The sequence below is a fragment of the Stappia taiwanensis genome, assembly GCF_014635285.1.
Classification (GTDB): domain Bacteria; phylum Pseudomonadota; class Alphaproteobacteria; order Rhizobiales; family Stappiaceae; genus Stappia; species Stappia taiwanensis.
In genome coordinates, this window is the sequence record NZ_BMCR01000006.1 from 12,485 (window position 1) to 37,972 (window position 25,488).

Here is a 25,488-nt window from a genome sequence, read left to right on the forward strand (position 1 = left end):
CATACGCCCGGCCTCCGACCTTGCGCTGGCGCGCGATGGTCGAAAGCTGCCGGTTGCCCATGACGCCCGCATATCGTTAATGAAGCGTTAAAGGCATGCGGGTAGCCTGCGGGCACGCGTGCAGGAGAGGGTATTCCGTGATCCGTTTCGAAAATGTCGGGCTACGCTACGGTATGGGGCCGGAGGTGTTGCGCGATCTGTCCTTCGAGATCAAGCCGCAGTCGTTCCAGTTCCTGACCGGTCCGTCCGGCGCCGGCAAGACGAGCCTGATGCGGCTCTTGTTCCTGTCGCTGACGCCGACCCGCGGCTTGATCAAGGCGTTTGGCAAGGACACGTCGGCCCTGAAGACAAGCCAGATCCCGGCACTTCGCCGGCGGATCGGCATCGTCTTTCAGGATTTCCGTCTGCTCGATCATCTGACGACCTATGAAAATGTCGCCCTGCCGCTGCGGGTGGTGGGGCAGGAGGAGAGCCAGTACCGTTCCGATGTGGTGGAGCTGCTCAAATGGGTCGGGTTGGGCGAGCGGATGCACGTGCTGCCGCCGGTGCTGTCAGGCGGAGAAAAGCAGCGTGCGGCCATCGCCCGGGCGCTGATCACCCGGCCGGAGCTGCTGCTGGCGGATGAGCCGACCGGCAACGTCGATCCGCCGCTCGCCCGCCGGCTCTTGCGCCTCTTCATCGAACTGAACCGGCTTGGCACCTCCGTGGTCATCGCCACCCACGATCTGGCGTTGATGGAGCAGGTCGATGCGCGCAGGATGGAACTGGGCGAAGGACGGCTTGTGATCCATGACTGATACACCCGCGAAGAAAGCCCCTGGGGGAGCCGCGCCGCATCGGATGCCGCCCCGTCCGGGGAAGCCTGCAAGACCGGCGAAGCGATCCGGTCCGTCCGGGGTGGAGAAGCTGCGCTCCAGCCTGAAGCGACGCATGGCCCGGCCCGGTGCCCGGGGCGAGCTGCGCCCCTCCGCGCCGATCGTTCCCTCCCAGGCGGTCGCTGGTCGGGCGTTGACGCTGGTGGTGGCGATCATGAGCTTTCTCGCCTGCCTGACGGTGGGCGCGGTGACCATCATCCACGAGGCGGCCAATGCCTGGTCGAACGATCTGGTGCGCGAGGTGACGATCCAGATCCGCCCGGCGGATGGGGTCGACATGCTGCGCGAGATCGAAAAGGCGATTGCCGTCGCGCGTGAGTTTCCCGGGGTGGGGGCGGTGCGCGCCCTGTCCGATGAGGAAACCAAGGATCTGTTGCAGCCCTGGCTTGGGGCCGGTCTCGATCTGGAAAGCCTGCCGGTGCCGCGCCTGATCCAGGTGAATATCGCCGATGCGTCAATCCTAGATCTTGCCGGCCTGCGCCAGGCCGTGGTCGAGCAGGTCAATGGCGCCAGCCTGGATGATCATTCCCTGTGGACCGATCGGCTCGCGGCAATGGCCAATGCGGTGGTGTTCGGCGGGGTGGCAATCCTGGCGCTGGTGCTCGGATCGATGGTGCTCTCGGTGGTATTCGCGACCCGGGCGGCAATGGCCGGCAACCGGGATGTGGTCGAGGTGCTGCATTTCGTCGGCGCCGAGGATGGCTTCGTGGCGCGGGAGTTTCAGCGCCATTTCCTGCTGCTTGGGCTGAAGGGCGGTCTCGCCGGCGGTCTGGCCGCCTGCGCCGTGTTCCTTGTGCTCGGCGTCCTTGCCGACGGCAGCACCGGCCTTGCCGGCATGGAACAGGCGGTGGTGCTGTTCGGCGGGGTCTCCGTCGGGCTCGCCGGCTATCTCGGCGTTCTGGCGGTGATCTTCCTGGTGACCGTGCTGACGGCGGCGACCTCACGGGTCGCGGTGCACGCGCATCTGCGCCGCATCGAGTGAACCTGCCCTTGCAGCGTTGATGCGGGCGGCGCCCCGGCCGTCCGCGTGGACGATCCTTCCGAGGCCCGAGCCCTTCTTCCGGAGGCAAGACACAAAAAAAGCGACCCGAAGGTCGCTTTTTCCGTTTTTATGCCGCGGCAACAGCGCGGGCGCGCAGGCCGATTTATTCGGCGGCAGCTTCCGCGGCAGCAGCCTTGCGCTCGGCTTCCTTGGCCGCCTTGGCGCTGGCCAGCTCGGCCTTGGCAGCGTCGTTGAGCTTGCGGGCGCGGGTGTTGGTCGCCTCGACGATACGGGCGGACTTACCGCGACGGCCGCGCAGGTAGTAGAGCTTGGCGCGACGCACCTTACCGCGACGAACCACCTCGACGCCCTCGATCATCGGCGAGAAGATCGGGAACACACGCTCCACACCTTCGCCGTAGGAGATCTTGCGGACGGTGAAGCTCTCGTTGATGCCGCCGCCGGACCGGGCGATGCAAACGCCTTCATAGGCCTGGACACGGGTGCGGTTGCCTTCCGTGACCTTGACGTTGACGCGGATCGTGTCGCCTGCGGAAAACTCCGGGAGCTTGCGGGCGGCTTCGATCTTCGCCATTTCCTCGGCGTTGAGCTGCTCGATGATGTTCATGGCACTACCTTTGGATGTTCGCTCGGTCAGAGCGTCCGCAAACGATCGAGCCGCCGGGACGAATTCACCGTAGTTTTGGCCAGACCGGGCGGTGCGCCCGGGAATTGAGATCAGGCTTCCGCGCGGCGTTGCGACCACCATGGATCGCACGCGGCACCGCATTGCGGAACCCGTGTGGCGCGGGTGATACCGCAGCCCGCAGCGTTTGTCATCTGTTTTCTGCCTTTCCGGGGCCGTCGGCCGGCGGCTGCGTGCGGGTATGGGCCTGCCACAGGTCCGGGCGCCGTTCCCGGGTCAGCCGTTCGGCCTCTTCGCGCCGCCAGGCGTCGATCCGGGCGTGATCGCCAGAGGCGAGGATCGGGGGAATGTCCTGCCCCTCGAAGCTGCGCGGGCGGGTGTAGTGGGGATGCTCCAGCAGGCCGGTCTCGAAGCTCTCCAGCGCGCCGCTCTCGGCATTGCCCATGACCCCGGGGATCAGCCGCACCACCGCATCCAGCAGCACCATGGCGGCGATTTCGCCGCCGGAGAGAATGTAGTCGCCAATCGAGACCTCGGTAAGGCCTCGGCCGGTGATGACGCGCTCATCGACGCCCTCGAAGCGGCCGCAGACGATGACCACACCCGGGCCGGCGCCGATGTCGCGCACCAGCGACTGGGTCAAGGGGCGGCCGCGCGGGCTCATCAAGAGGCGCGGGCGGGGATCCTCCGGTGGGCTTGTCGCGTCGATCGCCCGGGCCAGCACGTCCGCGCGCAGCACCATGCCGGCGCCGCCGCCGGCCGGGGTGTCATCGACCGAGCGGTGGCGGTCGGTGGCGTGGTCGCGGATCTGTCGGGCCTCCAGTTCCCAGTCGCCCCGTTCCAGCGCCCGGCCGGCGAGGCTGGCGCCGAGCGGACCGGGAAACATGTCCGGGTAAAGGGTGAGGATCGAAGCCTTGAAGGTCATGTCTGTCTTTCGCGAAACCCTGCCGGGGAGCGGTCCCCCGGCGATGCTGCCGGCCACTGGCCGGTGACACGTTTGATTAACAGGTGTCGGCGCAAGATGGGAGCCCGCCGCTGGAGCCCTGCCCATGTCCTTGCCCCATATCAGCATAGCCTATCCCCGCTGGATCCGGCGGTATGTCGATCGGGACTATCTCGATCTGTCGCCGAGCCGGGTTTTGCCGATGGCGGTCCTGCTTGTCTATGGGGTGGCGGTGGGGCTGGTGTTCAACACTGGTATCGACCACCCTTATGACAAGCTCCAGCATCTGGTGTTCTTCGGTCTGCTGACGCTGGCGATCCACGCGCTCTTCTGTTGTCGGTTGCGGATCTCGGCAGGGGAGGCGATGCTCGCCGGTCTCGCCGGCGAAGGGGTGCAGGCGCTGACGCCGCATCACCAGGCCTCCTTGCTCGATGTCGCCGCCAATTCGGTTGGCGTCGCGATCGTGGTCGCGGCGATCATGCTGGTCCGCGCCGAGACGCGGATCGCCGAAGAGGAAGCTGTCGCTTCGGAAGGTGGCCCGGCGCCGGGTCAGTCCGCCGCCGGGGTGCTTGTCTCATCCTCGTCCGTCTCGCCATCCTCGTCCTCGTAGGCCGGCGGCGGAACGATGGTGATCCGCCCGGCGCCGAGATCGATGTCGGGAACGCAAGCCTGGGTGAAGGGGACGAAGTAGGACGCCGCCGTCTCCGGCTTGATTTCCACCAGCGTGCCGGCACCGAAATCGGGCAGGGCGATTACCGTGCCCAGCACGGTGCCGTCCACATCGACCGCAGTCAGCCCGAGCAGGTCGGCGTGGTAGAAGGTGTCGTCCTCGTCCAGATCCGGCAGCGCGTCACGGGCAACGAACAGATCCTCGCCATTGAGCGCTTCGGCCGCGTTGCGGTCGTCGACCCCCTTGAAGCGGGTGACCACCACGGATTTCTGCACCCGGGCACTTATCACCTCAAGTCGGCGTGACCCGTCCCGCGTCTCCAGCAGGCCGTAGTCGGCAAAGGAAAGCGGGTCGTCGCCATAGGGCTTGACCCGCACCTCCCCGCGAACGCCATGCGGCGCGCCGATACGGGCGATCATGATGCGGTCGGCGGGGGCGCTCATTGCAAGGCTCCCGCCAGACCGTTCACGATCGCAGCGTCATGCGCGGCGTTTCGCATGTTTTTCTGGCTCACTCGGCCGCCGTTTCCTCGGCGGCGGCAGCGGCTGCGTCTTCAGCGGCCTGCTGCTTTGCCTCGGCGCGCTCCTTGGCCTTCTGGCCCGGCTCGGCCTTCTTCGGGTTGTTGCGCGCTTCGCGCTTCAGCATGCCGGCGGCATCGAGGAAGCGCAGGACGCGGTCGGTCGGCTTGGCGCCATGGCCGATCCAGTACTGGATCCGCTCCTGGTTGAGGACGATGCGCTCGGCGTGGTCCTTCGGCAGCATCGGGTTGTAGCTGCCGACCTTCTCGATGAAGCGACCGTCGCGCGGCGAGCGCACATCGGCGATGACGATACGGTAGTAGGGACGCTTCTTGGCGCCACCACGGGCGAGACGGATTTTCAGAGCCATTGAGGTTTCTCCTGTAGGGGTCGTTGTCGCCGCTCAGCGGCGAATGGCTTCGTGGTGCCGGATCACTTCCCGAACGATGAAGTTCAGGAATTTCTCGGCGAAATCGGGATCGAGATTCGCATCCCTGGCGAGGGCGCGCAGGCGCGCGATCTGCCGTTCCTCGCGCGCCGGATCGGCGGGCGGAAGATCATGTGTGGCTTTCAGCACGCCGACTTTCTGCGTGCATTTGAAACGTTCGGCGAGAAGATGCACGAGCGCTGCGTCGATGTTGTCGATCGATCCGCGCAGGCGCTGCAGCTCTTCCAGCGGCGCGGCTTCGGCGCCGAGCAGGTGTTCCGCGCTGTCGCTCATTTCTTCTTCCCCCGTCCCAGGCCCGGAAGGCCGCCAAGGCCGGGCATCTTCGCCCCGCCAAGTCCGGGAAGGCCGCCAGGCCCGCCCATGCCTCCGGGCAATCCGCCCGGAAGACCGCCAGGCAAGCCGCCGCCGGGGAGCTTGCCGGACTTGGCCAGCTTCTCCAGCTCCTTCGGGTCCATCTCCGGCATGTCGCCGGCCGGCATGCCCATGCCGCCCATCATCTTGCCGAGCAGACCCTTGCCCTTGCCCATCTTCTTCATCATGTCGGCCATCTGCCGATGCATCTTCAGAAGCTTGTTGACGTCGGCGACAGCGACGCCGGAGCCGGCGGCGATCCGCTTCTTGCGGCTTGCCTTGAGAAGGTCGGGCTTGCGCCGCTCCTGCGGGGTCATCGACTGGATGATCGCCACCTGGCGCTTGATCATCCGGTCATCGATGTTGGCGCCTTCCATCTGCTTCTTGATCTTGCCGACTCCGGGCATCATTCCCATGATGCCCGACATGCCGCCCAGCTTTTCCATCTGCTTGAGTTGCTCGGCGAGGTCTTCCAGGTCGAAGACGCCCTTTTGCATCCGGGCGGCCATCTTGGCCGACTTTTCCTGGTCGATCTCGCGCGCGGCCTTTTCCACCAGCGAGACGATATCGCCCATGCCAAGGATGCGGTCGGCGATCCGCGAGGGGTGGAAATCCTCCAGTGCGTCGGACTTCTCGCCGGTGCCGATCAGCTTGACCGGCTTGCCGGTGACCGCGCGCATGGACAGGGCGGCGCCGCCGCGCCCGTCGCCATCCATCCGGGTCAGCACGATGCCGGTGATGCCCACGCGCTCATCGAAGGAGGTGGCGAGATTGACCGCATCCTGACCGGTGAGCGAATCGGCCACCAGCAGGATTTCATGCGGCTCGGCGGAGGATTTGATCTCCGCCATCTCGGCCATCAGCGCTTCGTCGATATGGGTGCGGCCGGCGGTGTCGAGCATCACCACGTCGTAGCCGCCGAGCCGGGCGGCGGTCATCGCCCGTCCTGCGATCTGCACCGGGGTCTGGCCGGCGACGATCGGCAGGGTGTCGATGCCGGTCTGTTCGCCAAGAACCTTGAGCTGCTCCTGCGCCGCCGGGCGGCGGGTGTCGAGCGAAGCCATCAGCACCTTGCGCTTTTCCTGGCTGGTCAGCCGCAGCGCGATCTTGGCGGTGGAGGTGGTCTTGCCCGAGCCTTGCAGGCCGACCATCATGATGGCGAGCGGTGCCGGGGCGTTGAGGTCGATCGGCTCGGCGTCCGAGCCGAGCATCTCCACGAGTTGGTCATGGACGATCTTGACGACCTGCTGACCCGGCGTGACCGACTTGACCACCTCATGGCCGATGGCGCGCTGGCGCACCTTGTCGGTGAAGGACTTGACCACCGGCAGGGCGACGTCGGCCTCGATCAGGGCCCGCCGCACTTCCCGCAAGGCTTCCGACACGTCGGCGTCGGTCAGCGCGCCGCGTCGGGTCAGCTTGTCGAGAATGCCGCCGAGGCGATCGGACAGACTTTCGAACATGCCTGCGTGTCCTTTCGGGTTGGCCGCCGGGTGCCCAAGCGGACCGCCCTTCAGCGTTTGCGGGATCGGACGGTGCAATTCGCAAAGCGGAACGACACCCGAGGGCGCATCGCGCTGTCGGGTGGGAACCTCCGGGATCTCTTTAGACCTTTTCGGGTCCCGGTCGGCGGATCGAACTGTCGTCACTCGTATGAGTGTCGCGGAGATAGGCGAAAACCGCCATCGGAGTCAAGGAAAACCGCGCCTCTTCCTCCCGGTGGCCGAGGACGTGGCCGCGCGTTCGACGCTTGACGGTTGAACCCGACCGAAAAAAGGCGCAGATGTGCGACCCGTCACCGGTTGCCTGCTCCCGGCAGGAGTATCGCCGGTGGTCGTCGGGCCGCCGCCAGCGACCCGGATCCACATTGTTTCCGGCAGGTCCGCCCTCCCTCCCGCGCGGCCGCTCCGCCGGATATCTGGGTGCCGGAGTTATGGACTACAGAGCCGTCGCGCTGCCAATCGGCCGCCTGATGATCCTGATCGCTGCCTTCATGCTCATTCCGGCAGGGGCAGATCTGATGGTCGGCAATCCGGACTGGGTTGTCTTCACCGTGTCCGCGCTGGTGGTCGGCTGTACCGGCGGCGTGGCCACCGCGGCCTTCCTGCGCCGGGGCGGCGGCTTCAACATTCGCGAGACGCTGATTTTCGTCAACGCCGCCTGGCTGACCTTCAGTCTTGCCGGGGCCATGCCGCTCTATCTCAGCGGTCTCGATATTTCCGCCACCGATGCGCTGTTCGAGGCGGCCTCCGGCCTGACGACCACCGGGGCGACGGTGCTGACCGGGCTCGACCACCTGCCCCCGGGCATTTTGCTGTGGCGCTCGCTGATGCAATGGATCGGTGGCATCGGCATTGTCGTTCTCGGCATCTGGCTGTTGCCGGGGCTGCGGGTCGGTGGCTCCCAGCTCTTCGCCATCGAATCCTCGGAGATGTCCGCCAAGCCCTATGGCCGGTTCGAGCCTTTCATGGTTCGTCTGTTGCTGCTCTACTTCGGCCTGACCCTCTCCTGCCTGTTGCTCTACCATTTTGCCGGGATGACCTGGTTCCAGGCGGTCAATCACGCGCTCACCACCGTGTCCTCAGGCGGCTTTTCCACCTCCGACCAGTCGATGGGACAGTTCGACAGCGTCGCGATCCAGTGGATCGCCATTGTCTTCATGGTGTTTTCCGGTCTGCCGTTCCTGTTCGTGATCCGGGCGGTGGAGCATCGCGATTTTCGCGAGAACCAGCAGGTGCTGTTCTTTCTGGGGCTGGCCGCGGTGGCCAGCGTCGCTGCCTTTACCGTGCTGCACCTGGGCGCAACGGCAACCCCGTTCCGCGAGTTGACCTTGTCGGTCTTTCATGTGGTCTCGGTGATGACCACCACCGGCTATGCGGCGGCGGACTACCTGCAATGGGGCAGTTTCGCCACGGCGCTGTTCTTCCTGCTGACATTCGTCGGCGGCTGTTCGGGCTCGACCTCGGGCGGGTTCAAGTCCTTCCGCATCCTGGTGCTGATTCATCTGATCCGCGCCATGGTCAAGGGCATGCTGCGTCCGCACCGGATCGCCGAGCCGCAGTTCGCCGGCAAGCCGCTGAGCGTCGGCGTGCGCGAGGGTGTGCTGATCTTCGGCCTGCTTTATGCGGGCACCTTCGCCATCTTCGCGCTGATCTACGCCGGCTTCGGGCTCGATCTGGAAACCGCGCTCAGTGCCTCGATCACGGCGCTGGCCAATGTCGGCCCGGGGGTGGGGGCGATCATCGGACCGTCGGGCACGTTTCAGAGCCTGCCCGATCCGGTCAAATGGATGCTGACGTTGCAGATGATCCTCGGCCGGCTGGAAATCATCTCCGGCATCGTCATCCTGACGCCGGATTTCTGGACCGAACGCTGATCTGCCGCGTCGTCCGCTCAGCGGGCGCCGAAGATCGCCGAGCCGACCCGCACATGGGTCGCGCCGAAGCCGACGGCAATCGGATAGTCGCCGGACATGCCCATGGACAGCCGCTCAAGGCCGTTGCGCGCGGCGATCTTCTGCAGCAATGCGAAATGTGGCCCGGGCGCCTCGTCGGCCGGCGGGATGCACATCAGGCCGACGACATTGAGCCCGATTTCGTCGCGGCACAGGGCGATGAAGGCATCGGCCTTCCCGGGAGCGACGCCGGCCTTTTGCGCTTCCTCCCCGGTGTTGACCTGGATGAAGCAGGGTAGGGGGCGGTCCTGCCGATCCATTTCCGTCTTCAGCGCGCGGGCGATCTTTTCCCGGTCGACCGTATGGATGACATCGAACAGGGCGACCGCCTCGCGCGCCTTGTTGGACTGCAGCGGCCCGATCAGGTGCAGCTCGAGATCGGAATACTCCTCGCGCAGGCCGGGCCATTTCTGCTGGCTCTCCTGCACCCGGTTTTCGCCGAACACCCGCTGGCCGGCCTCGATCACCGGGCGGATCTCCTCGGCGCCGAAGGTCTTGGAGACGGCGATCAACTGAACCGATCCCTCCGCACGGCCGGTTTCACGTTCGGCGCTGGCGATGTCCTCGCGGACGGCAAGGAGGCGGGTGGCGGCGCTTTCTGACATGGAAGGGTCCCTGTGCTTTGCGGCGGTGCTTGATCCGATTGATGGCCTGGCCGATGGTGGCGCGCGGCTGGCCTTCGGGTAAACGATTGACTGTCTGGCGGTGATGCGGCGATTGGCGGCGGATTGCAACCCCGGCGGTTTCGAACGATCGCGGGCGCGGAAGCTGTTGCCGGTTGACCACGGGCGCGATATCTGGTGACAGTCGCGCCACGCGACCCCATTCACGGAAAACGAGCGAAGCAATCAATATCATGGCGACGGAGCGCTACAACGCCCGCGAAGCGGAAAGCCGCTGGCAACGGGTCTGGGACGAAAACAACGTGTTCACCACGGTGAATGACGATCCCCGGCCGAAATACTACGTGCTGGAGATGTTCCCCTACCCCTCGGGACGCATCCACATGGGGCATGTGCGCAACTACGCCATGGGCGATGTGGTGGCGCGCTACAAGCGGGCGCGCGGGTTCAACGTGCTGCATCCGATGGGCTGGGACGCCTTCGGCATGCCGGCGGAAAACGCGGCGATGCAGAACAAGGTGCATCCGCGCGACTGGACCTACGAAAACATCGCGGCGATGCGTAGTCAGCTCAAGATCATGGGTCTGTCGCTCGACTGGGCGCGGGAATTCGCGACCTGCGATGTGGACTATTACGCGCAGCAGCAGCGCCTGTTCCTCGATTTCCTGAAGGCGGGGCTCGCCTATCGTAAGAATTCGAAGGTCAACTGGGACCCGGTCGACATGACCGTGCTGGCCAACGAACAGGTGATCGACGGGCGCGGCTGGCGCTCCGGCGCGCTGGTGGAGCAGCGCGAGCTGACTCAGTGGTTCTTCAAGATCTCCGACTGGTCGGAGGAGCTGCTGTCGGCGCTCGATACGCTCGACCGCTGGCCGGAAAAGGTCCGGCTGATGCAGAAGAACTGGATCGGCCGGTCCGAGGGCCTGCGCGTGCGCTTCGCCTTCACCACGCCGGCGCCGACCGGCGATACCGCGCTGGAGATCTTCACCACCCGTCCCGATACCCTGTTCGGCGCCTCCTTCATGGGGCTGTCGCCCGACCATCCGATTTCGGCCAAGCTGGCGGAGAACGATCCGAAGATCGCCGACTTCATCGCCGAATGCCGCAAGACCGGCACCTCGGCCGAGGCGATCGAGACGGCGGAGAAGGTCGGCATCGACACGGGTCTGACGGTGGAGCACCCGCTCGATCCGTCGCTGACGCTGCCGGTCTACATCGCCAATTTCATCCTGATGGATTACGGCACCGGGGCGATCTTCGCCTGTCCGGCCCATGACCAGCGTGACCTTGATTTCGCGCGCAAGTACGGCCTGCCGGTGAAGCCGGTGGTGCTGCCGGAGGGGGCCGATCCGGCCACTTTCGAGATTGGCACCGAGGCCTTCACCGATGAGGGGAAGATCTTCAATTCCGGCTTCATGGACGGGATGACGATCGCCGAGGCGAAGGAAGCGGCCGCCCGCACGCTCGAAGCGCGCGAGATCGACGGGGCGCCGCAGGGCGCGCGTCAGGTCAACTATCGCCTGCGCGACTGGGGTATTTCGCGTCAGCGCTACTGGGGCTGCCCGATCCCGGTGATCCATTGCGAGGCTTGTGGCGTGGTGCCGGTTCCGGTCGAGGATCTGCCGGTCAAGCTGCCGGACGACATCGATTTCGACAAGCCGGGCAACCCGCTCGACCGGCATCCGACCTGGCGGAACGTCGCCTGCCCGTGCTGCGGCAAGGATGCGCGGCGCGAAACCGACACGATGGACACCTTCGTCGATTCTTCCTGGTATTTCGCCCGCTTCACCGATTCCAAGGCGGCGACGCCGACGGACAAGGCGGTGGCTGACGCCTGGCTGCCGGTGGACCAGTATATCGGCGGCATCGAGCACGCGATCCTGCATCTCCTCTATTCGCGGTTCTTCGCCCGGGCCATGTGCGCGACCGGCCATCTCGGCGTAAAGGAGCCCTTCAAGGGCCTGTTCACGCAAGGCATGGTCACCCACGAGACCTACCGCAAGCCCGATGGCGCCTGGGCGTCGCCGGCCGAGGTGCGGATCGACGGCGACGGCGAGGCGCGCAAGGCGGTGCTGATCGACGGCGGCGCGGATGTGACCATCGGCTCGATCGAGAAGATGTCCAAGTCGAAGAAGAACACCGTCGACCCTTCGGACATCATCGAGACCTACGGGGCGGACACCGCGCGCTGGTTCATGCTGTCCGACAGCCCTCCGGAGCGGGACGTGCAGTGGACCGAGGATGGCGTCCAGGGCGCCTGGCGGTTCATGCAGCGGGTCTGGCGGCTGATCGGCGATATCGCCGAGACGGTGCCGGCGGGGCCGCGTCCCGAGGCGTTCGGCGAGGCGGCCACAACCTTGCGCCGGGCAACGCACAAGATCTGCGTCGCCGTCTCCGGCGATTTCGAGGGGTTGGCGTTCAACCGGGCCGTCGCCCGGGTCTATGAGCTGGTCAACACGCTGTCCAAGGCCCATCAGGGTGGGGTATCCGGTGCGGACATGGCCTTCGCCTTGCGGGAGGCGGCGGACTTCCTGGTGCAGCTGATGGCGCCGATGGCGCCGCATCTTGCCGAGGAGTGCTGGCGCGCGCTTGGCCATGACGGCATCCTGGCCATGGCAAGCTGGCCCGAGGTGGAGCAGGACCTCCTGGTGGAAAACACCATCACCCTGCCGGTTCAGGTCAATGGCAAGAAGCGTGCGGACCTGACGATTGCGCGCGAGGCTTCCAAGGAGGAGGTCGAAGCGGCTACTCTGGAGCTGGACGCGGTCGTGCGCGCCCTTGCGGGCAAAACGGCGCGCAAGATCATCGTGGTGCCGCAAAGGATCGTCAATGTCGTCGTCTGATCGCAACCGCCCGGCGGCGCCGGGCCGCCGCGTCTTTCTCGGTCTCGGGCTTGGCGCCGTCGGCGCCCTGGCGCTCGGCGGCTGTCAGGTGCGCCCGCTTTATGGCAGCCTCGACAGCGCCCCCGGCGTGCCGGGCGTTGCCGACGATCTGGCGGCGATCGACATCGCCGAGGTCACCAGCGGTTCCACGCTGGACCTTGCCCGGGTCGGGCAGGTGCTGCGCAATGAACTGGTCTTCGGCTTCCGCCGGGGGCGGGAGGCCGCCCCGGCGCAGTACCGGTTGAAGATCATCATTAACCGCCCCTTGAGCGAGGTCGGTGTGGAGCGGCTGGCGGACGTGCCCTCCGCCTACACGGTCACCGTCAACGCCAGCTATGTGCTGAGCGAGATCGAAGGGGACCGCACTCTGACCACCGGGCGCGCCTTCGGCTCGGCGTCCTTCGACTTCTCCAGCCAGCGTTTCGCCAACCTTCGGGCCGAGCGGGACGCGGAGAACCGGGCGGCCAAGGCCGTGGCGGCCGATATCCAGACGCGGATCGCGGGCTTCTTCGCCACGCGCGGCTGAGGAGGCGGGAAATGGTCGCGCTCAAGGCCGGCGATGTCGACCGGTTTCTGGCCCGTCCGCCGGCGGATGTTCCGCTCATCCTGGTCTATGGGCCGGATGTGGGGCTGGTGTCGGAGCGGGCCTCCGCCCTGGTACAGGCCGCCTCGGGCGGAACCGACGATCCGTTTTCCCTGGTGAAGCTCGATGCGGGCGAGGTGGTGTCCGACCCCTCGCGCCTGATCGACGAGGCGCTGACCATTCCGCTGTTCGGCGGGCGCCGGGTGGTCTGGGTGCGCGACGGCGCGGGCAAGAACCTGGTGCCGGCGGTGGAGCCACTGCTCGGCCAGCTCGACCCGGCCAATGCGCTGGTGGTGATCGAGGCAGGCGATCTGAAAAAGGGCGTCGGCCTGCGCAAGAAGGTCGAGGCGGATCGCGGCGCGGTGGCGATCCCTTGCTATGTGGATGCCGAGCGCGATCTGGAAAAGCTGATCGATGGTGAATTGCGCGCCGCCGAACTGTCGATCTCCCGCGAGGCGCGCATGGCGCTGATGAGTCTTCTGGGCGCGGACCGGCTGGCCAGCCGGGGCGAGGTGCAGAAGCTCTGCCTTTATGCCCATGGCCGCGAGCGCATCGAGGTGGCGGATGTGGAGGCGATCATCGGCGATGCCTCGGCCTTTGCCGTCGATGAGCTGATCGACGCGGCGGCGCTGGGCGATCTGAAGACCCTCGATCACGGGCTGGAACGGCTGGAGGCGGCGGGCATGCGACCGGACGTCTTGGCCAACATGGCCTTGCGCCATTTCCAGTTCCTGGCCCGCGCCCGCGCCGAGGTCGATCGGGGCGTTCCCGCCAACCAGGTGATTTCCCAATCGCGTCCGCCGGTGTTCTTCAAGCGGCAGCCGGCTGTGTCGCGGCAGGTGATGCTGTGGCGCGCGAGCGATCTGTCCCGCGCCGGCGAACGCCTGGCGGCGGTGGTGGCCGAGGCGCGAAAGGTGCCGACCCTTGGCGCGGCGCTGGTCAGCGATGTGCTGCTGATCCTCGCCCGGGTGGCGCGTCAGCGCGCCCGGCGCTAGGGACCGCTCTTCCAAATTGAGCGATATGGCGATACGGCGTCAGCCGGGGATCTTGCGCCCTGTGCGCATGATCGGGCCGCCGTGCTTGTGCGCGGCGCGCGGTGTCTTCGGACCGCCAGCGGTCAGCGGCCGGTCGGCATACTGGCCATGCACCCGGTGCCGGTCGTAAAGGACGATCGCGCCGGCCACGGCGATGTTGATGCAGAACTTGGTCGGGATCTTGATGATGTGGGCGCAGCGCGCCTGCATCTCTGGCGACAGCGATCCCCGTTCCGGCCCAAGCACATAGGCCGCCTGCAGCGGATGCATGAAGCTGGGCAGGTCGACCGCGTCGTCGGTCAGTTCCACCCCGACGAGCTGGCAGCCGCTCGGCAGGTCCATGTCGTCGATCGCCGGCCAGTGAAACAGCGGCAGATGGCCGGTACTCTTGGAGGTGTCGGAGGGCGGCGCCTTGCGGATCCGCGTGTCGGCATCGACGGTGAAGAAGAAGCTGGCGCCGAAGGCATGGGCCGAGCGCATCAGGTTGCCGAGATTCATTGGTTTGGAAATGCCTTCCGCGCCAACGGCGAAATAACCGCGCATGGGACCTGCCTGGATCGTTGTTTTGGGGTGTCCGGACATAGCGGCCGGGCGCGCGCAAGGCAAGCCATGCCTTGCGCCGGCTTTTCCCCTGCCCGTGTCCATGCTAGGCGGGAAGGGCAAAAGGTTAACGGAGGGGGTGTTCCGTGAAAGCGGTGTTGTGCGAGCGCCTTGGCGCGCCTGAGGATCTTGTTGTTCGCGATCTGGCAACCGCCGCGCCCGGTCCGGGCGAGGTGGTCGTCCGGGTGCGGGCGGCGGCGCTGAATTTCTTCGACACGCTGTTGATCCGGGGCAAATACCAGTTTCGCCCCGAGCCGCCGTTTTCTCCCGGGGCGGAGTTCGCCGGCACGGTGAGCGCCGTCGGCGAGGGGGTGGAGCTGTTCGAGCCGGGCGACCGGGTGATGGGCTATGTCCGCTGGGGCGCGGTGCGCGAGGAGGTCGTCGCGACCGAGGAAGAGTTGGTGGCCCTGCCCGACGGGGTGGGCTTTGAACAGGCGGCCGGGTTGACCGTCACCTACGGCACCACGTTGCACGCCTTCAAGGACCGCGCCGGGCTCCGGTCGGGCGAGACGGTCGCCGTGCTGGGTGCCTCCGGCGGGGTTGGCCTTGCGGCGGTGGAGCTTGCAAAGACCATGGGCGCCCGGGTGATCGCCTGTGCCTCAAGCGCGGAAAAGCTGGCGCTGGCCCGGGCGCATGGGGCGGATGATCTCGTCAATTATGGCGAGGAGGATCTGAAGATCCGTCTGAAGGAGCTGACCGACGGCTGCGGTGTCGATGTGGTCTATGACCCGGTTGGCGGGACTTACGCGGAACCGGCGCTCAGGGCGACCGGCTGGCGCGGCCGCTATCTGGTGATCGGCTTCGCCGCTGGCGAGATTCCGAAGCTGCCGCTCAATCTGGTGATGCTGAAGGGCTGCGACGTGCTCGGGGTGTTCTGGGGCGAGGCGCTGGTGCGCGAGCCACAGGCGCATCGGCAGAACATGGAACAACTTCTCGGCTGGGTTCTCGATGGCCAGATCACCCCGCATGTGCACGGGGTTTTCCCGCTGGAGGAAACGCCCCGTGCCTTGCGCGAACTGGCCGACCGCAAGGCGCAGGGCAAGGTGATCATCCGCATGTAGCGCAGGCGCAACCTGCCCAGGCGTGGGGGGCTCAGGCTTTGAGGTGCATCAGCACGGGCGCGTGGTCGGAGGGCTTTTCCCAGCCCCGGGCCTCGCGCAGCACCTCCATCCCGGTTGCGGTGGCGGCAAGATCGGGTGTGGCCCAGATGTGGTCGAGGCGGCGTCCCTTGTCGGCTGCCGACCAGTCGCGCGCCCGGTAGCTCCACCAGGTGTAGAGTTTTTCCTCCACGGGCACGAAACGGCGCATGATGTCCTGGAAGTTGCCGGCCTCGCGCACCGCCTCCAGCTTGTCGCATTCGCCCGGGGTATGGCTGACCACCTTCAAAAGCGCCTTGTGCGACCAGACGTCCTGTTCGTAAGGCGCGATGTTGAGATCGCCGACCACCACGGACGGGGATGAAAAGCTGGCAAACCAGTCGCCCATCTCATCGAGGAACGCCAGCTTGTGGGCGAACTTGTCGTTGACCTCCGGGTTCGGCTCGTCGCCGCCGGCCGGAACATAAAAATTGTGCAGGCTAAGTTTGTCACCGGCAAAGGGAATGTCGGTGGCCACGTGGCGGCTGTCGCCCTTGTCGCAGAAGCCGCGGCGTTCTTCGGCGAGGAATGGCCGGCGCGAGAGGGTGGCGACGCCGTTGTAGCCCTTCTGGCCATTGATGGCGATGTGTTCAAAACCAAGCTTGCGCAGGGCGGCGAGCGGGAAGTTGCCATCCGGGCATTTGGTTTCCTGCAGGCAGAGAACGTCCGGGGCGTACTCCAGCAGGAACTTTTCGACGATCGGCAGGCGCAGGCGCACCGAATTGATGTTCCAGGTGGCGATCGTCAGGCTGTCGGTCATGCGGTGTCGTCACTTTCGCGCGGGGATCAAGGGCGAGGGCGCTCCGGAACCGCTCGGGGCGAGCCGGATCGCTCCCGATGACATGCCAGTCCCGTGCGGCGGTTTCAAGGGGCGGCGCCTGCCGGCGTCCGGCTTCCGGGCTTGCACCCTCTGTTCTTCTCCGGGTTAAATTACCAGGTCGGGACCCAAAGGGTCTGGTGCTTCGAGAATTGCCGGTCGGTGCACCGGCGGAAACGGGAGGCTGACATGGGCTTTTTCGATTTCGTGAAGGATGCCGGCAAATCCTTGTTCGGTGGCGACAAGCCGGACGCGGAGGCGGCGGCGGCCATCGAGAAGGAGGTCGCCGATCTGGGACTTGATGGTGTCGTCAAGGTCGAGGTCGCCGGCGATACGGTGAAGATCGCCGGGGCAGCGCCGACGCAGGAGGCGCGGGAGAAGCTGATCCTGGCCGCAGGCAATGTGCTCGGCATCGCCAAGGTGGAGGAGGAGATTGCCGTGGCCGAGGTGGCGCCGGAGGCGCGGTTCCATACGGTTGCCAAGGGCGATACCCTGTGGGCGGTGGCTGCGGCGGTCTATGGGGACGGCTCCAAATATATGGTGATCTTCGAGGCCAACACACCGATGCTGTCCAATCCGGACAAGATTTACCCCGGTCAGGTGCTGCGAATTCCCACGCTCGGCTAAGCGCTGGTGGGAGAAAGCCGAATGCGCCCGAAGCGCATCCGATCACATTTTTGTGAGATCTCATTTGCGTTCCAGCGCATCGCATTTCCGCGCCGTTCGCTTGGTAAGCCAATCCTTAACGGTTTTGCCAATACGGTCCTCTCCGGTTGGAGGGGTGAGGCTTTTAGGCCTGAGAGGACCGAGAGAGAGTGATGCTGGCGCGCGTGTTGTCCTTGATCTGTGCAGTCTCGCTGGCCGCCTGTGCGGCCTTTGATTTTCCGGACCCGACACCGGAGGATTTCGCCATCCATGGCATCGACGTGTCGCGCTATCAGGGCGATATCGATTGGCACCGGGTCAAGCGCGCGGGCACCGAGTTCGCCTGGATCAAGGCGACCGAGGGTGGGGACTATGTCGACCCGAAATTCATGGAGAACTGGGTCAAGGCCAAGGCCGCCGGGGTGCCGCGTGGCGCCTATCATTTCTACTACTTCTGCCGTCCGGTCGAGGAGCAGATTTCCTGGTTTATCGCCAATGTGCCGGTCGACCCGGATGCACTGCCGCCGGTGCTGGACATGGAGTGGAATGCCCATTCCAAGACCTGCCGCAAGCGGCCGCCGCGGGCGCAGCTCTTGCGCGACATGCGGGTCTTCCTGGAGGCGATGGAAGACCACTACGGCAAGAGCCCGGTGATCTATTCCTCCGTCGATTTCCATCGCGACCGGCTGGTCGGCGCCAAGCATGAATATGATTTCTGGCTGCGCTCGGTGGCGAGCCATCCCAACCGCAAGTACGAGAAGCGCGGCAACTGGGTGTTCTGGCAATATACCGCCGAAGGCCGGGTCGATGGCGTCGACGGCAATGTCGACCGCAACGTCTTCTTCGGCACCCGTTCGCAGTGGCGCGACTGGCTGAAGGGCGAGTTGGAGCGATAGCGGCGGCTGCCGGTTCGTACCTGATGCCTGCCCGCCGCCGGCGCCTGTTCGGGCGCTGGCGGGGGCGTTCTGAATGCCTGGCCTCAGGCGGCCAGCTCGGCGCGGGCGCCGACGATCTCCACCACTTCCCGCATGATATCGGTGAGCTGGAAGTTCTTGGGCGTGTAGACCGCCGCAACCCCCATGGCCCGCAGCGCTTCCGCGTCCTCATCGGGGATGATGCCGCCGACGATAAGCGGAATGTCATCAATGCCGCTGGCCCGCAGCCGTTCCATCACGTCGCGCACCAGCGCCAGGTGGGAGCCGGAGAGGATCGACAGGCCGATGATGTGGACATCTTCTTCCAGCGCGGCGTTGACGATCTGCGCCGGGGTCAGGCGGATGCCCTCATAGACCACCTCCATGCCGCAGTCGCGGGCGCGCACGGCAATCTGTTCCGCACCGTTGGAATGGCCGTCAAGGCCAGGCTTGCCAACCAGGAACTTGAGCCGGCGGCCGAGCTTGGCCGAGACCGTGTCGACGGCACTGCGCACCTCGTCCAGATCGCCGCCGTCGCTGCGCGCCGCCTTGCCGACCCCGGTGGGGGCCCGGTATTCGCCGAACACCTCGCGCAGCGCCGCGCCCCATTCGCCGGTGGTGACGCCGGCCTTGGCCGCGGCAATCGACGGCTCCATGATATTGCGCCCCTCCTGGGCCGCTTCCTTCAGCGCGGCCAGGGCTCTTGCTGCGCCATCGTCGTTCCGTTCCGCCCGCCAGGCCTGCAGGGTCTCGATGGCTTCCGCCTCCACATGTTCGGGCACGGTGAGGATGCCGCCATCCTCGCCGGTGGCCAGCGGCGAGGGCTCGCTTTCGGTGAACTTGTTCACACCGACGACGATCTGCTCGCCCGCCTCGATGGCAGCGAGGCGCTGGGCGTTGGAGGCAACCAGCGCCTGTTTCATGTAGCTCGATTCCACGGCGGCAATGGCCCCGCCCATCTCCTCGATGCGGGCGAGTTCGGCGCGCGCTTCCTCTTTCAGCGCATCGACCTTGGCGGTAATCACCGTCGACCCGTCGAAGATGTCGGCGTATTCGAGGAGGTCGGTCTCGTAGGCGAGGATCTGTTGCACCCGCAGCGACCATTGCTGGTCGAACGGCCGGGGCAGGCCGAGGGCCTCGTTCCAGGCGGGAAGCTGCACCGCGCGGGCGCGGGCGTTCTTCGACAGTACGACGGCCAGCGCCTCGATCAGGATGCGGTAGACGTTGTTTTCCGGCTGCTGCTCGGTCAGGCCGAGCGAGTTGACCTGCACGCCATAGCGGAAGCGCCGGTGCCGCTCGTCGGCGACGTCATAGCGCTCGCGGCAGATCTCGTCCCACAGCTCGGCGAAGGCGCGCATCTTGCACACCTCGGTGATGAAGCGCATGCCGGCGTTGACGAAGAAGGAGATGCGGCCGACCGCCTTGGAGAAATCCGCCGGCGGGATGGCGCCGCTGCCGCGCACCTCATCGAGGATGGCGATCGCGGTGGCCAGGGCGAAGGACAGCTCCTGCACCGGCGTCGCACCCGCCTCCTGAAGGTGATAGGAACACACGTTCATCGGGTTCCACTTGGGCATCTCGGTGTAGGTCCATGCGATCACGTCGCGGGTCAGGCGCAGCGACGGGGCCGGCGGGAACACATAGGTGCCGCGCGACAGATATTCCTTGATGAGATCGTTTTGGGTGGTGCCGGCGAGAAGCTTGCGATCCGCGCCCTGCTCGTCGGCTGCGGCCACGTAAAGCGCCAGCAGCCACGGCGCGGTGGCGTTGATCGTCATGGAGGTGTTCATCTTCTCCAGCGGAATCTCGGAGAAGAGCGCGCGCATGTCGCCAAGATGGGCAATCGGCACGCCGACCTTGCCCACCTCGCCGCGCGACAGCGCATGATCGGGATCGTAGCCGGTCTGGGTCGGCAGATCGAAGGCGACGGACAGGCCGGTCTGGCCCTTGGCAAGGTTCGTCCGGTAAAGCCGGTTGGAATCCCGCGCGGTCGAGTGTCCGGCATAGGTGCGGAAAATCCACGGGCGGTCCCGATGCGGCGTGTCCGAAGGGGTCTTGCTCATGGGGTCTCCTCACTCCCGCGCCCGCGCTCCAGCCGAACGGGCATTTTGCTGATTTTCGCCCGATCCGCCAAGGTTTGGCGGGCATCCGGACGGTCCGATTGATGGTGCCAAGGCCGGGGCCCAGGCTGGTGCATGTGCACAATTTCTATGTGCGATGCAAAAACAGTCTTGGGCAAATGCGTAAATTAAGCAATAGTCCAATAGCGTACCCCCTGTTTTTAGCACGATAGTTTCGTGGTGAAAGCGGGAAACCGCGTCAGGACGGCTTTGTCGAAAGGCTGATGTGGCGGCGCAACATTGGGTTTCGGCGAAGCGGATCCGATGTGTTGAGCGCCGTCCGCCGGTCGATTTTCGACAGTTGACGCGCTGGGAACGGACGGATGTGTGGTGCTGTCATGCGGACGGCGCCGGAAACGGGTTGACGGGAAACCGGGAACAGGGAGGATGTGATTGGCATGAGTTCCGGGGCACTAGCGAATGACAACCGGGCAGCGGAGGAGAAGCCGTTGAAGGATCTGTACGAAATTGGCGAGATCCCGCCGCTCGGCCACGTGCCGAAGAACATGTACGCCTGGGCGATCCGCCCGGACCGGCATGGTCCGCCGGAAACCTCGATGAAGCTGGAAGTGGTCCCGACCTGGGAGCTGGACAGCAACGAGGTGCTGGTTCTGGTGATGGCCGCGGGTGTCAACTACAACGGCATCTGGGCGGGGCTTGGCGAACCGATCTCGGTGTTCAAGGTGCATGACCTGCCGTATCACATTGCCGGCTCCGATGCCTCGGGCATCGTCTGGGCGGTCGGCTCCAAGGTGAAGCGCTGGAAGGTCGGCGACGAGGTCATCATCCATTGCAATCAGGACGATGGTGATGACGAGGAGTGCAACGGCGGCGATCCGATGTTCTCCGCTTCCCAACGGATCTGGGGCTATGAGACGCCGGATGGGTCGTTCTCCCAGTTCTGCCGGGTGCAGTCGCAGCAGTTGATGCCGCGGCCGAAGCATCTGACCTGGGAGGAAAGCGCCTGTTACACGCTGACCCTCGCCACCGCCTACCGGATGCTGTTCGGTCATGCGCCGCACCAGCTTCGTCCGGGGCAGAACGTCCTGATCTGGGGGGCCTCGGGCGGTCTTGGCGTGTTCGGGGTGCAGCTTGCGGCCGCGGCCGGCGCCAATGCCATCGGTGTCATCTCGGACGAGGACAAGCGGGATTACGTCCTGTCACTGGGTGCGCGCGGCGTGATCAACCGCAAGGACTTCGACTGCTGGGGGCAGATGCCGAAGGTCAACTCGCCCGAATACAACACCTGGCTCAAGGAAGCGCGGCGGTTCGGCAAGGCGATCTGGGACATCACCGGCAAGGGCAATGACGTCGACATGGTGTTCGAGCACCCGGGCGAGGCGACCTTCCCGGTGTCCTGCCTGGTGGCCAAGCGTGGCGGCATGGTGGTGTTCTGCGCCGGCACGTCCGGTTTCAACCTGACCTTCGACGCGCGCTATGTCTGGATGCGGCAGAAGCGGGTGCAGGGCTCCCATTTCGCCCATCTGAAGCAGGCGTCCGAGGCGAACCAGTTCGTCATCGACCGGCGCATCGACCCGTGCATGAGCGAGGTGTTCCCCTGGGAGGAAATCCCGCAGGCGCACACCAAGATGTGGAAGAACCAGCATGCGCCGGGCAACATGGCGGTGCTGGTCAACGCGCCGACCACGGGGCTGCGTACCCTGGAAGACGCGCTGGCGGTCGGTCGCGGCTGAGCCGCAACGGGCCGAGCCACTCCCCCCTGCCGCCGGAGCGCCATATGGCCTGCCCCGGCGGCAGAAAATTCTCGCACCGGCCGCGCCGGCGCTGTATGAGGGCGGAATGACCTTCACACGCTTGATGCCGGTTCTGGCCCTTCTCGCAGGGACACTGACCGCCGGCTGTCTGCCCGATCGGGACACGGTCCCTCCCTATTACAAGAGCATGGCCCGGGTCGATGCGACGGTCGACGCCGCGTCGGCGGCGCAAATGATCGGCAGCTATCGGCAAACCCGGGGGCTGGCGCCGCTGACGATCGATCCGGCCCTGATGCGGGCCGCGCGCCAGCAGGCCCAGGCGATGGCCGCTGCCGGCACCGTTCGCGCTTCGCTGGAGGGCGACAACCGGCTGGCCGCGCGCATGGCCGCCGCTGGCGAACCGCAGACCTATGCGGTGGAAAATGTCAGCGCCGGCTACCGCACTCTGGCCGAGGCGTTCTCCGGCTGGCGCGACTCCCCGGCGCATGACGCGGTGATGCGCGATGCCAAGGCGACCCGCATGGGGATCGCCACTGCCTATTCCTCCGGTTCGAAGCACAAGGTGTTCTGGTCGCTGGTGCTGGCGGCGCCGGCGCCGTGAGGGCCTGACGATGCTGCAACGGACCGAGACCTACCGGGACTTGCGCGGTCGCTTCCGCTGGCAGATCCCGGCGCGCTACAACATTGCCGTTGCCGCCTGCGATCGCTGGGCGGCGCGGGAGCCAGACCGGGTGGCGCTGCTCTATCATCGGGAGCTTGGCGGCGCGGTCGAGCCGTGGAGCTACGGCGCGTTGGCGCGTCAGTCCAACCGTCTGGCCAACGCCTTGCGCGCGCAAGGGATCGGTCGGGGCATGCGGGTGGCGCTGCTTCTGCCGCAATCGCCTCAGACGCTCTTGTCTCATCTGGCGGTCTACAAGCTCGGGGCGATCGCGGTGCCGCTGGCCAATCTGTTTGGCGTCGAGGCGCTGCGCTATCGGCTGGCCAATTCCGGCACTCGGGCGGTGATCACCGATGCGGCGGGGGTGGCGAAGATCGATGAGATCCGTGCCGATCTGCCGAACCTGTCCTTGCTGGTCTCGGTCGATGGTGCCGCCGACGGTGCGGCCTGTTTCGAGACGCTGGTGGCCGCCGGACGCGATGCCTTCGATCCGGTTTCGACCACGCCGGATGACCCGGCGATGATGATCTACACCTCCGGGACCACCGGGCCGCCGAAGGGGGCGCTGCATGGTCACAAGGTGCTGCCGGGGCATCTGCCGGGCATCCAGATGGCCCATGAGTTCATGCCCTGTGCAGGGGATTTGTTCTGGACGCCGGCGGACTGGGCCTGGGCCGGCGGGCTGTTGAATGCGCTCTTGCCGGCGCTCTCGCTCGGTGTCCCGGTGGTCGCTCATCGGTTCGAGAAGTTCGATCCGGAGCAGGCGTTTGCGTTGATGGCCGGGGCCGGGGTGCGCAACGCCTTTATCCCGCCCACCGCCCTGAAGATGCTGCGCACGGTGGCGCGACCACGGGAAAGGTTCGATTTGCGTTTGCGCAGCATCGGATCGGCCGGGGAGGCGCTGGGCCGGGAAACCTACGACTGGGTTCGCGAGGGGCTCGGCCTTGCCGTCAATGAATTCTACGGCCAGACCGAATGCAACGCGGTGCTGGCCTCCTGCGCGGCCATTGGCGTCAGCCGGGCCGGGGCGATCGGCAAGCCGGTGCCGGGACATGAGGTGGCGATCATCGATCCGTCGGGCGAGGTCTGCGCGCCGGAGGTGCAGGGACAGATCGCGGTACGCCGGCCCGATCCGGTGATGTTCCTGGAATACTGGGGCGATCCGGGAGGGACTCGGGCGAAATTCATCGGCGACTGGATGGTCACCGGCGACCAGGGCGTCGTCGATGGCGATGGCTATGTGCATTTCGTCGGGCGGGACGATGACATCATCACCTCGGCGGGGTACCGGATTGGCCCGGGCGAGATCGAGGATTGCCTGCTCTCCCATCCTGACGTGGCGCTCGCCGCCGTCGTCGGCAAGCCCGATGCGCTGCGCACGGAGATCGTCAAGGCGTTCATCGTGCCAAGGGATGGGGCGGCGGCAGGTCAGACTCTGGAAGAGAGCATTCGCGGCTATGTGCGCACGCGCCTTTCCGCCCATGAGTACCCGCGCGAGGTGGCGTTCGTGGATGCGTTGCCGCTGACGACGACCGGCAAGGTGATCCGCCGGCTGTTGCGGGACGAAATTTCTGCCGCTGGCGGGATCTCGCAAGAATAGGCGTAGAGGCGGGACGCCGGGGCTCAGGTCGCTCTGTCGTCACGCTTTTCCGCGCCGGGCGCGCAGACGGCGAAGGCCGGCCTTCGCCAGGTGGCGCAAGGAGCGGGTCATCGCAAGATCGAAGCGAAGCAGGCGGCAGCGCGTGGAGGCAAGGGCGCCGCGTGCCAGTAGCACAGTGGCGTAGGGCACGGTGCCGCGCCAAAGCGGCGTGATCATCGGATGATGCGGCACCGCCAGGGAATCCGCTTCCGCCAGCCCCGGTTCGGCCAGATCCTGCCGCATGGAATAGCGCGTGATCTGCGCGCCGGGAGAGTAGCGCGCATAGCGCTCGTCATAGGCGATCTTCCACGACCAGATGCGGTGGCCGTCGCGCAGCATCACCATGGTGGCGATTGGTGTTCCGTCGAGGGTGAGACGATCGATCCGCACCCGGCCGGCCTTCGCCTGGGCGTTGATGAAGTCGCGGGCGAAGGCGAGGCTGTCGGGCTGGCTGGCAAGGGCGGTGCCGTTCTTCCCCTTCCAGCCGCTCGCTTCAAGCTGAAGGAAGTCCTCAAAGGCAACCAGCACCTCCTGCCGCGCATCGACGCTGGTCAGTTGGACGGCACCCAGATCCTTCAGCCGCCGCAACTGCCGTCTGATTTCCCGCCGGCGGCTGGTGCCGACCAGGTCGTACTGTTCCTGGCCGGTGGGGCCGGTCGCATGTCCTGCGCGCACCTGCTCATTGTCGATCTCCAGATGTCCGCCATCCTGGGCGGCGAGGTCCTGAAGCAGGTCGAACACCGGACCGTCGGTGCGTTGATAGGGCAGGACCACCGGACCGGAGCCGAAGGTCTCGCTCACGGCGGCGAAGAGTGTCTTCAGCGTCGCCGTATCTGCCTCGGGCGCGACCAGCGGCGTGCCGAGCGGTCCGTATTCCTCGACAAGGGCGCTGCTGGCCGGCAGGAAAAGGCCCGGGCGGCGACGGCAAAAGGGCATCAAGGCCAGAAAGGCGCCGTCGCCGGGGCGGCGAACGACGCAGATCCCGCCGCGCCCGGGGGCCATCCGGTCCAGATACGGCAACAGGAATTCCGGCCGGAAGAACGGGTTGGGCTCGATGGCCCGGTCCGCCAGCCGGGTCCAGTCGGCGGTATGCGTTTCGGCCTCCTCCGGGGCGAAGCACAGGCCGGTCATGCCGTCCGCCCCCGGTCCGGGGCGCGATGTCGACGGGGCTTGCGTGTGCTCGGCAACTGCCATTGGACCGATCCTTCCGGCCGCCCCGGGGAAAGGGACAAACA

Annotated in this window: 24 protein-coding genes; 13 read left to right on the forward strand and 11 right to left on the reverse strand. The window is 66.2% G+C overall.

What is annotated here, in order from left to right:
* Window positions 1-137 precede the first annotated feature (137 nt).
* Window positions 138-797: a cell division ATP-binding protein FtsE gene (ftsE, locus tag IEV83_RS14175; protein WP_181759761.1), complete on the forward strand. Its 660-nt coding sequence runs from the start codon at window positions 138-140 to the stop codon at window positions 795-797.
* Window positions 798-930: 133 nt separating this feature from the next.
* Window positions 931-1,857, forward strand: coding sequence for a cell division protein FtsX (locus IEV83_RS14180; RefSeq protein ID WP_209003177.1), 927 nt, complete (start codon window positions 931-933; stop codon window positions 1,855-1,857).
* Window positions 1,858-2,020: 163 nt separating this feature from the next.
* Here the strand turns inward: IEV83_RS14180 and rplS are convergent, their stop codons facing one another.
* Window positions 2,021-2,485 (reverse strand): 50S ribosomal protein L19, encoded by a 465-nt coding sequence (gene rplS / locus IEV83_RS14185; protein ID WP_209003325.1) that lies wholly within the window; start codon window positions 2,483-2,485, stop codon window positions 2,021-2,023.
* A gap of 208 nt (window positions 2,486-2,693) precedes the next feature.
* A complete protein-coding gene (trmD, locus tag IEV83_RS14190) occupies window positions 2,694-3,428 on the reverse strand; it encodes a tRNA (guanosine(37)-N1)-methyltransferase TrmD (RefSeq protein ID WP_181759759.1) in 735 nt (244 codons plus the stop codon).
* Window positions 3,429-3,552: 124 nt separating this feature from the next.
* Between trmD and IEV83_RS14195 the strand changes: the two genes are divergently transcribed.
* The gene (locus IEV83_RS14195; RefSeq protein ID WP_181759758.1) at window positions 3,553-4,056 is read left to right on the forward strand and encodes a VanZ family protein; all 504 of its coding nucleotides are present in this window, start codon (window positions 3,553-3,555) and stop codon (window positions 4,054-4,056) included.
* On the opposite strand, the gene rimM is transcribed toward IEV83_RS14195, so the two are convergent.
* The 4 genes from rimM to ffh form a co-directional block, all read right to left on the reverse strand.
* Window positions 3,996-4,559 carry a ribosome maturation factor RimM gene (gene rimM, locus IEV83_RS14200; protein ID WP_181759757.1) on the reverse strand — a complete coding sequence of 188 codons (564 nt, stop codon included), beginning with the start codon at window positions 4,557-4,559 and terminating at the stop codon, window positions 3,996-3,998. The two genes, IEV83_RS14195 and rimM, sit on opposite strands and share 61 nt — an antisense overlap.
* 67 nt (window positions 4,560-4,626) lie before the next feature.
* The gene (rpsP, locus tag IEV83_RS14205; protein WP_181759756.1) at window positions 4,627-5,004 is read right to left on the reverse strand and encodes a 30S ribosomal protein S16; all 378 of its coding nucleotides are present in this window, start codon (window positions 5,002-5,004) and stop codon (window positions 4,627-4,629) included.
* Window positions 5,005-5,037: 33 nt separating this feature from the next.
* Window positions 5,038-5,355: a chorismate mutase gene (locus tag IEV83_RS14210; protein WP_181759755.1), complete on the reverse strand. Its 318-nt coding sequence runs from the start codon at window positions 5,353-5,355 to the stop codon at window positions 5,038-5,040.
* Window positions 5,352-6,896 (reverse strand): signal recognition particle protein, encoded by a 1,545-nt coding sequence (gene ffh, locus IEV83_RS14215; RefSeq protein ID WP_181759754.1) that lies wholly within the window; start codon window positions 6,894-6,896, stop codon window positions 5,352-5,354. Before ffh ends, IEV83_RS14210 begins: the two co-directional genes overlap by 4 nt.
* 470 nt (window positions 6,897-7,366) lie before the next feature.
* On the opposite strand from ffh, the gene IEV83_RS14220 reads away from it, so the two are divergent.
* A complete protein-coding gene (locus tag IEV83_RS14220; RefSeq protein WP_181759753.1) occupies window positions 7,367-8,809 on the forward strand; it encodes a TrkH family potassium uptake protein in 1,443 nt (480 codons plus the stop codon).
* Between the two features lie 17 nt (window positions 8,810-8,826).
* On the opposite strand, the gene IEV83_RS14225 is transcribed toward IEV83_RS14220, so the two are convergent.
* Window positions 8,827-9,492, reverse strand: a complete 666-nt coding sequence (locus IEV83_RS14225; RefSeq protein ID WP_181759752.1) for a YggS family pyridoxal phosphate-dependent enzyme — start codon at window positions 9,490-9,492, stop codon at window positions 8,827-8,829.
* A 251-nt stretch (window positions 9,493-9,743) separates the two neighbouring features.
* Between IEV83_RS14225 and leuS the strand changes: the two genes are divergently transcribed.
* Genes leuS through holA form a run of 3 tightly spaced genes read left to right on the forward strand, consistent with a single transcriptional unit; the run spans window position 9,744 to window position 13,970 of the window.
* Window positions 9,744-12,353 carry a leucine--tRNA ligase gene (leuS, locus tag IEV83_RS14230; protein ID WP_181759751.1) on the forward strand — a complete coding sequence of 870 codons (2,610 nt, stop codon included), beginning with the start codon at window positions 9,744-9,746 and terminating at the stop codon, window positions 12,351-12,353.
* The gene (lptE, locus tag IEV83_RS14235; protein WP_181759750.1) at window positions 12,340-12,918 is read left to right on the forward strand and encodes an LPS assembly lipoprotein LptE; all 579 of its coding nucleotides are present in this window, start codon (window positions 12,340-12,342) and stop codon (window positions 12,916-12,918) included. The genes leuS and lptE overlap by 14 nt, the downstream gene beginning before the upstream one ends.
* An 11-nt stretch (window positions 12,919-12,929) precedes the next feature.
* Entirely contained in the window at window positions 12,930-13,970 is a 1,041-nt protein-coding gene (holA, locus tag IEV83_RS14240; RefSeq protein ID WP_181759749.1) for a DNA polymerase III subunit delta, read from the forward strand.
* A gap of 39 nt (window positions 13,971-14,009) precedes the next feature.
* Here the strand turns inward: holA and IEV83_RS14245 are convergent, their stop codons facing one another.
* A complete protein-coding gene (locus tag IEV83_RS14245; protein WP_181759748.1) occupies window positions 14,010-14,552 on the reverse strand; it encodes an RNA methyltransferase in 543 nt (180 codons plus the stop codon).
* A 143-nt stretch (window positions 14,553-14,695) separates the two neighbouring features.
* Here IEV83_RS14245 and IEV83_RS14250 point away from each other — a divergent pair, with 143 nt between their 5' ends.
* Entirely contained in the window at window positions 14,696-15,670 is a 975-nt protein-coding gene (locus IEV83_RS14250) for an NADPH:quinone oxidoreductase family protein (RefSeq protein ID WP_181759747.1), read from the forward strand.
* 31 nt (window positions 15,671-15,701) lie between these two features.
* On the opposite strand, the gene IEV83_RS14255 is transcribed toward IEV83_RS14250, so the two are convergent.
* Window positions 15,702-16,505, reverse strand: a complete 804-nt coding sequence (locus IEV83_RS14255) for an exodeoxyribonuclease III (protein ID WP_181759746.1) — start codon at window positions 16,503-16,505, stop codon at window positions 15,702-15,704.
* 246 nt (window positions 16,506-16,751) lie between these two features.
* On the opposite strand from IEV83_RS14255, the gene lysM reads away from it, so the two are divergent.
* Both lysM and IEV83_RS14265 read left to right on the forward strand, forming a co-directional pair.
* Window positions 16,752-17,189, forward strand: a complete 438-nt coding sequence (gene lysM, locus IEV83_RS14260; RefSeq protein ID WP_181759745.1) for a peptidoglycan-binding protein LysM — start codon at window positions 16,752-16,754, stop codon at window positions 17,187-17,189.
* Between the two features lie 191 nt (window positions 17,190-17,380).
* Window positions 17,381-18,103 (forward strand): glycoside hydrolase family 25 protein, encoded by a 723-nt coding sequence (locus IEV83_RS14265; RefSeq protein ID WP_181759744.1) that lies wholly within the window; start codon window positions 17,381-17,383, stop codon window positions 18,101-18,103.
* Between the two features lie 83 nt (window positions 18,104-18,186).
* Here the strand turns inward: IEV83_RS14265 and IEV83_RS14270 are convergent, their stop codons facing one another.
* Entirely contained in the window at window positions 18,187-20,184 is a 1,998-nt protein-coding gene (locus IEV83_RS14270; RefSeq protein WP_181759743.1) for an ethylmalonyl-CoA mutase, read from the reverse strand.
* A 455-nt stretch (window positions 20,185-20,639) separates the two neighbouring features.
* On the opposite strand from IEV83_RS14270, the gene ccrA reads away from it, so the two are divergent.
* From ccrA to IEV83_RS14285, 3 genes are all read left to right on the forward strand, one after another.
* Window positions 20,640-21,935, forward strand: a complete 1,296-nt coding sequence (ccrA, locus tag IEV83_RS14275) for a crotonyl-CoA carboxylase/reductase (RefSeq protein ID WP_181759742.1) — start codon at window positions 20,640-20,642, stop codon at window positions 21,933-21,935.
* Window positions 21,936-22,041: 106 nt separating this feature from the next.
* Window positions 22,042-22,557, forward strand: a complete 516-nt coding sequence (locus IEV83_RS14280) for a CAP domain-containing protein (RefSeq protein WP_181759741.1) — start codon at window positions 22,042-22,044, stop codon at window positions 22,555-22,557.
* Between the two features lie 10 nt (window positions 22,558-22,567).
* On the forward strand, window positions 22,568-24,214 hold the full coding sequence (locus IEV83_RS14285) for an AMP-binding protein (RefSeq protein ID WP_181759740.1): 1,647 nt from the start codon (window positions 22,568-22,570) through the stop codon (window positions 24,212-24,214).
* A 39-nt stretch (window positions 24,215-24,253) separates the two neighbouring features.
* Here the strand turns inward: IEV83_RS14285 and IEV83_RS14290 are convergent, their stop codons facing one another.
* Window positions 24,254-25,447: a GNAT family N-acetyltransferase gene (locus IEV83_RS14290; RefSeq protein ID WP_181759739.1), complete on the reverse strand. Its 1,194-nt coding sequence runs from the start codon at window positions 25,445-25,447 to the stop codon at window positions 24,254-24,256.
* Window positions 25,448-25,488 lie beyond the last annotated feature (41 nt).

Coding starts and splice junctions, on each gene's coding strand:
- trmD (WP_181759759.1), bottom strand. CDS start 3,428: ATGACCTTCAAGGCTTCGATCCTCACCCTTTACCCGGACATGTTTCCC.
- ccrA (WP_181759742.1), top strand. CDS start 20,640: ATGAGTTCCGGGGCACTAGCGAATGACAACCGGGCAGCGGAGGAGAAG.
- IEV83_RS14255 (WP_181759746.1), bottom strand. CDS start 16,505: ATGACCGACAGCCTGACGATCGCCACCTGGAACATCAATTCGGTGCGC.
- rplS (WP_209003325.1), bottom strand. CDS start 2,485: ATGAACATCATCGAGCAGCTCAACGCCGAGGAAATGGCGAAGATCGAA.
- IEV83_RS14195 (WP_181759758.1), top strand. CDS start 3,553: ATGTCCTTGCCCCATATCAGCATAGCCTATCCCCGCTGGATCCGGCGG.
- IEV83_RS14210 (WP_181759755.1), bottom strand. CDS start 5,355: ATGAGCGACAGCGCGGAACACCTGCTCGGCGCCGAAGCCGCGCCGCTG.
- leuS (WP_181759751.1), top strand. CDS start 9,744: ATGGCGACGGAGCGCTACAACGCCCGCGAAGCGGAAAGCCGCTGGCAA.
- IEV83_RS14245 (WP_181759748.1), bottom strand. CDS start 14,552: ATGCGCGGTTATTTCGCCGTTGGCGCGGAAGGCATTTCCAAACCAATG.
- rimM (WP_181759757.1), bottom strand. CDS start 4,559: ATGAGCGCCCCCGCCGACCGCATCATGATCGCCCGTATCGGCGCGCCG.
- IEV83_RS14225 (WP_181759752.1), bottom strand. CDS start 9,492: ATGTCAGAAAGCGCCGCCACCCGCCTCCTTGCCGTCCGCGAGGACATC.
- holA (WP_181759749.1), top strand. CDS start 12,930: ATGGTCGCGCTCAAGGCCGGCGATGTCGACCGGTTTCTGGCCCGTCCG.
- IEV83_RS14290 (WP_181759739.1), bottom strand. CDS start 25,447: ATGGCAGTTGCCGAGCACACGCAAGCCCCGTCGACATCGCGCCCCGGA.
- IEV83_RS14270 (WP_181759743.1), bottom strand. CDS start 20,184: ATGAGCAAGACCCCTTCGGACACGCCGCATCGGGACCGCCCGTGGATT.
- IEV83_RS14220 (WP_181759753.1), top strand. CDS start 7,367: ATGGACTACAGAGCCGTCGCGCTGCCAATCGGCCGCCTGATGATCCTG.
- lysM (WP_181759745.1), top strand. CDS start 16,752: ATGGGCTTTTTCGATTTCGTGAAGGATGCCGGCAAATCCTTGTTCGGT.
- IEV83_RS14265 (WP_181759744.1), top strand. CDS start 17,381: ATGCTGGCGCGCGTGTTGTCCTTGATCTGTGCAGTCTCGCTGGCCGCC.
- IEV83_RS14180 (WP_209003177.1), top strand. CDS start 931: ATGGCCCGGCCCGGTGCCCGGGGCGAGCTGCGCCCCTCCGCGCCGATC.
- rpsP (WP_181759756.1), bottom strand. CDS start 5,004: ATGGCTCTGAAAATCCGTCTCGCCCGTGGTGGCGCCAAGAAGCGTCCC.
- ffh (WP_181759754.1), bottom strand. CDS start 6,896: ATGTTCGAAAGTCTGTCCGATCGCCTCGGCGGCATTCTCGACAAGCTG.
- IEV83_RS14285 (WP_181759740.1), top strand. CDS start 22,568: ATGCTGCAACGGACCGAGACCTACCGGGACTTGCGCGGTCGCTTCCGC.
- lptE (WP_181759750.1), top strand. CDS start 12,340: ATGTCGTCGTCTGATCGCAACCGCCCGGCGGCGCCGGGCCGCCGCGTC.
- IEV83_RS14280 (WP_181759741.1), top strand. CDS start 22,042: ATGACCTTCACACGCTTGATGCCGGTTCTGGCCCTTCTCGCAGGGACA.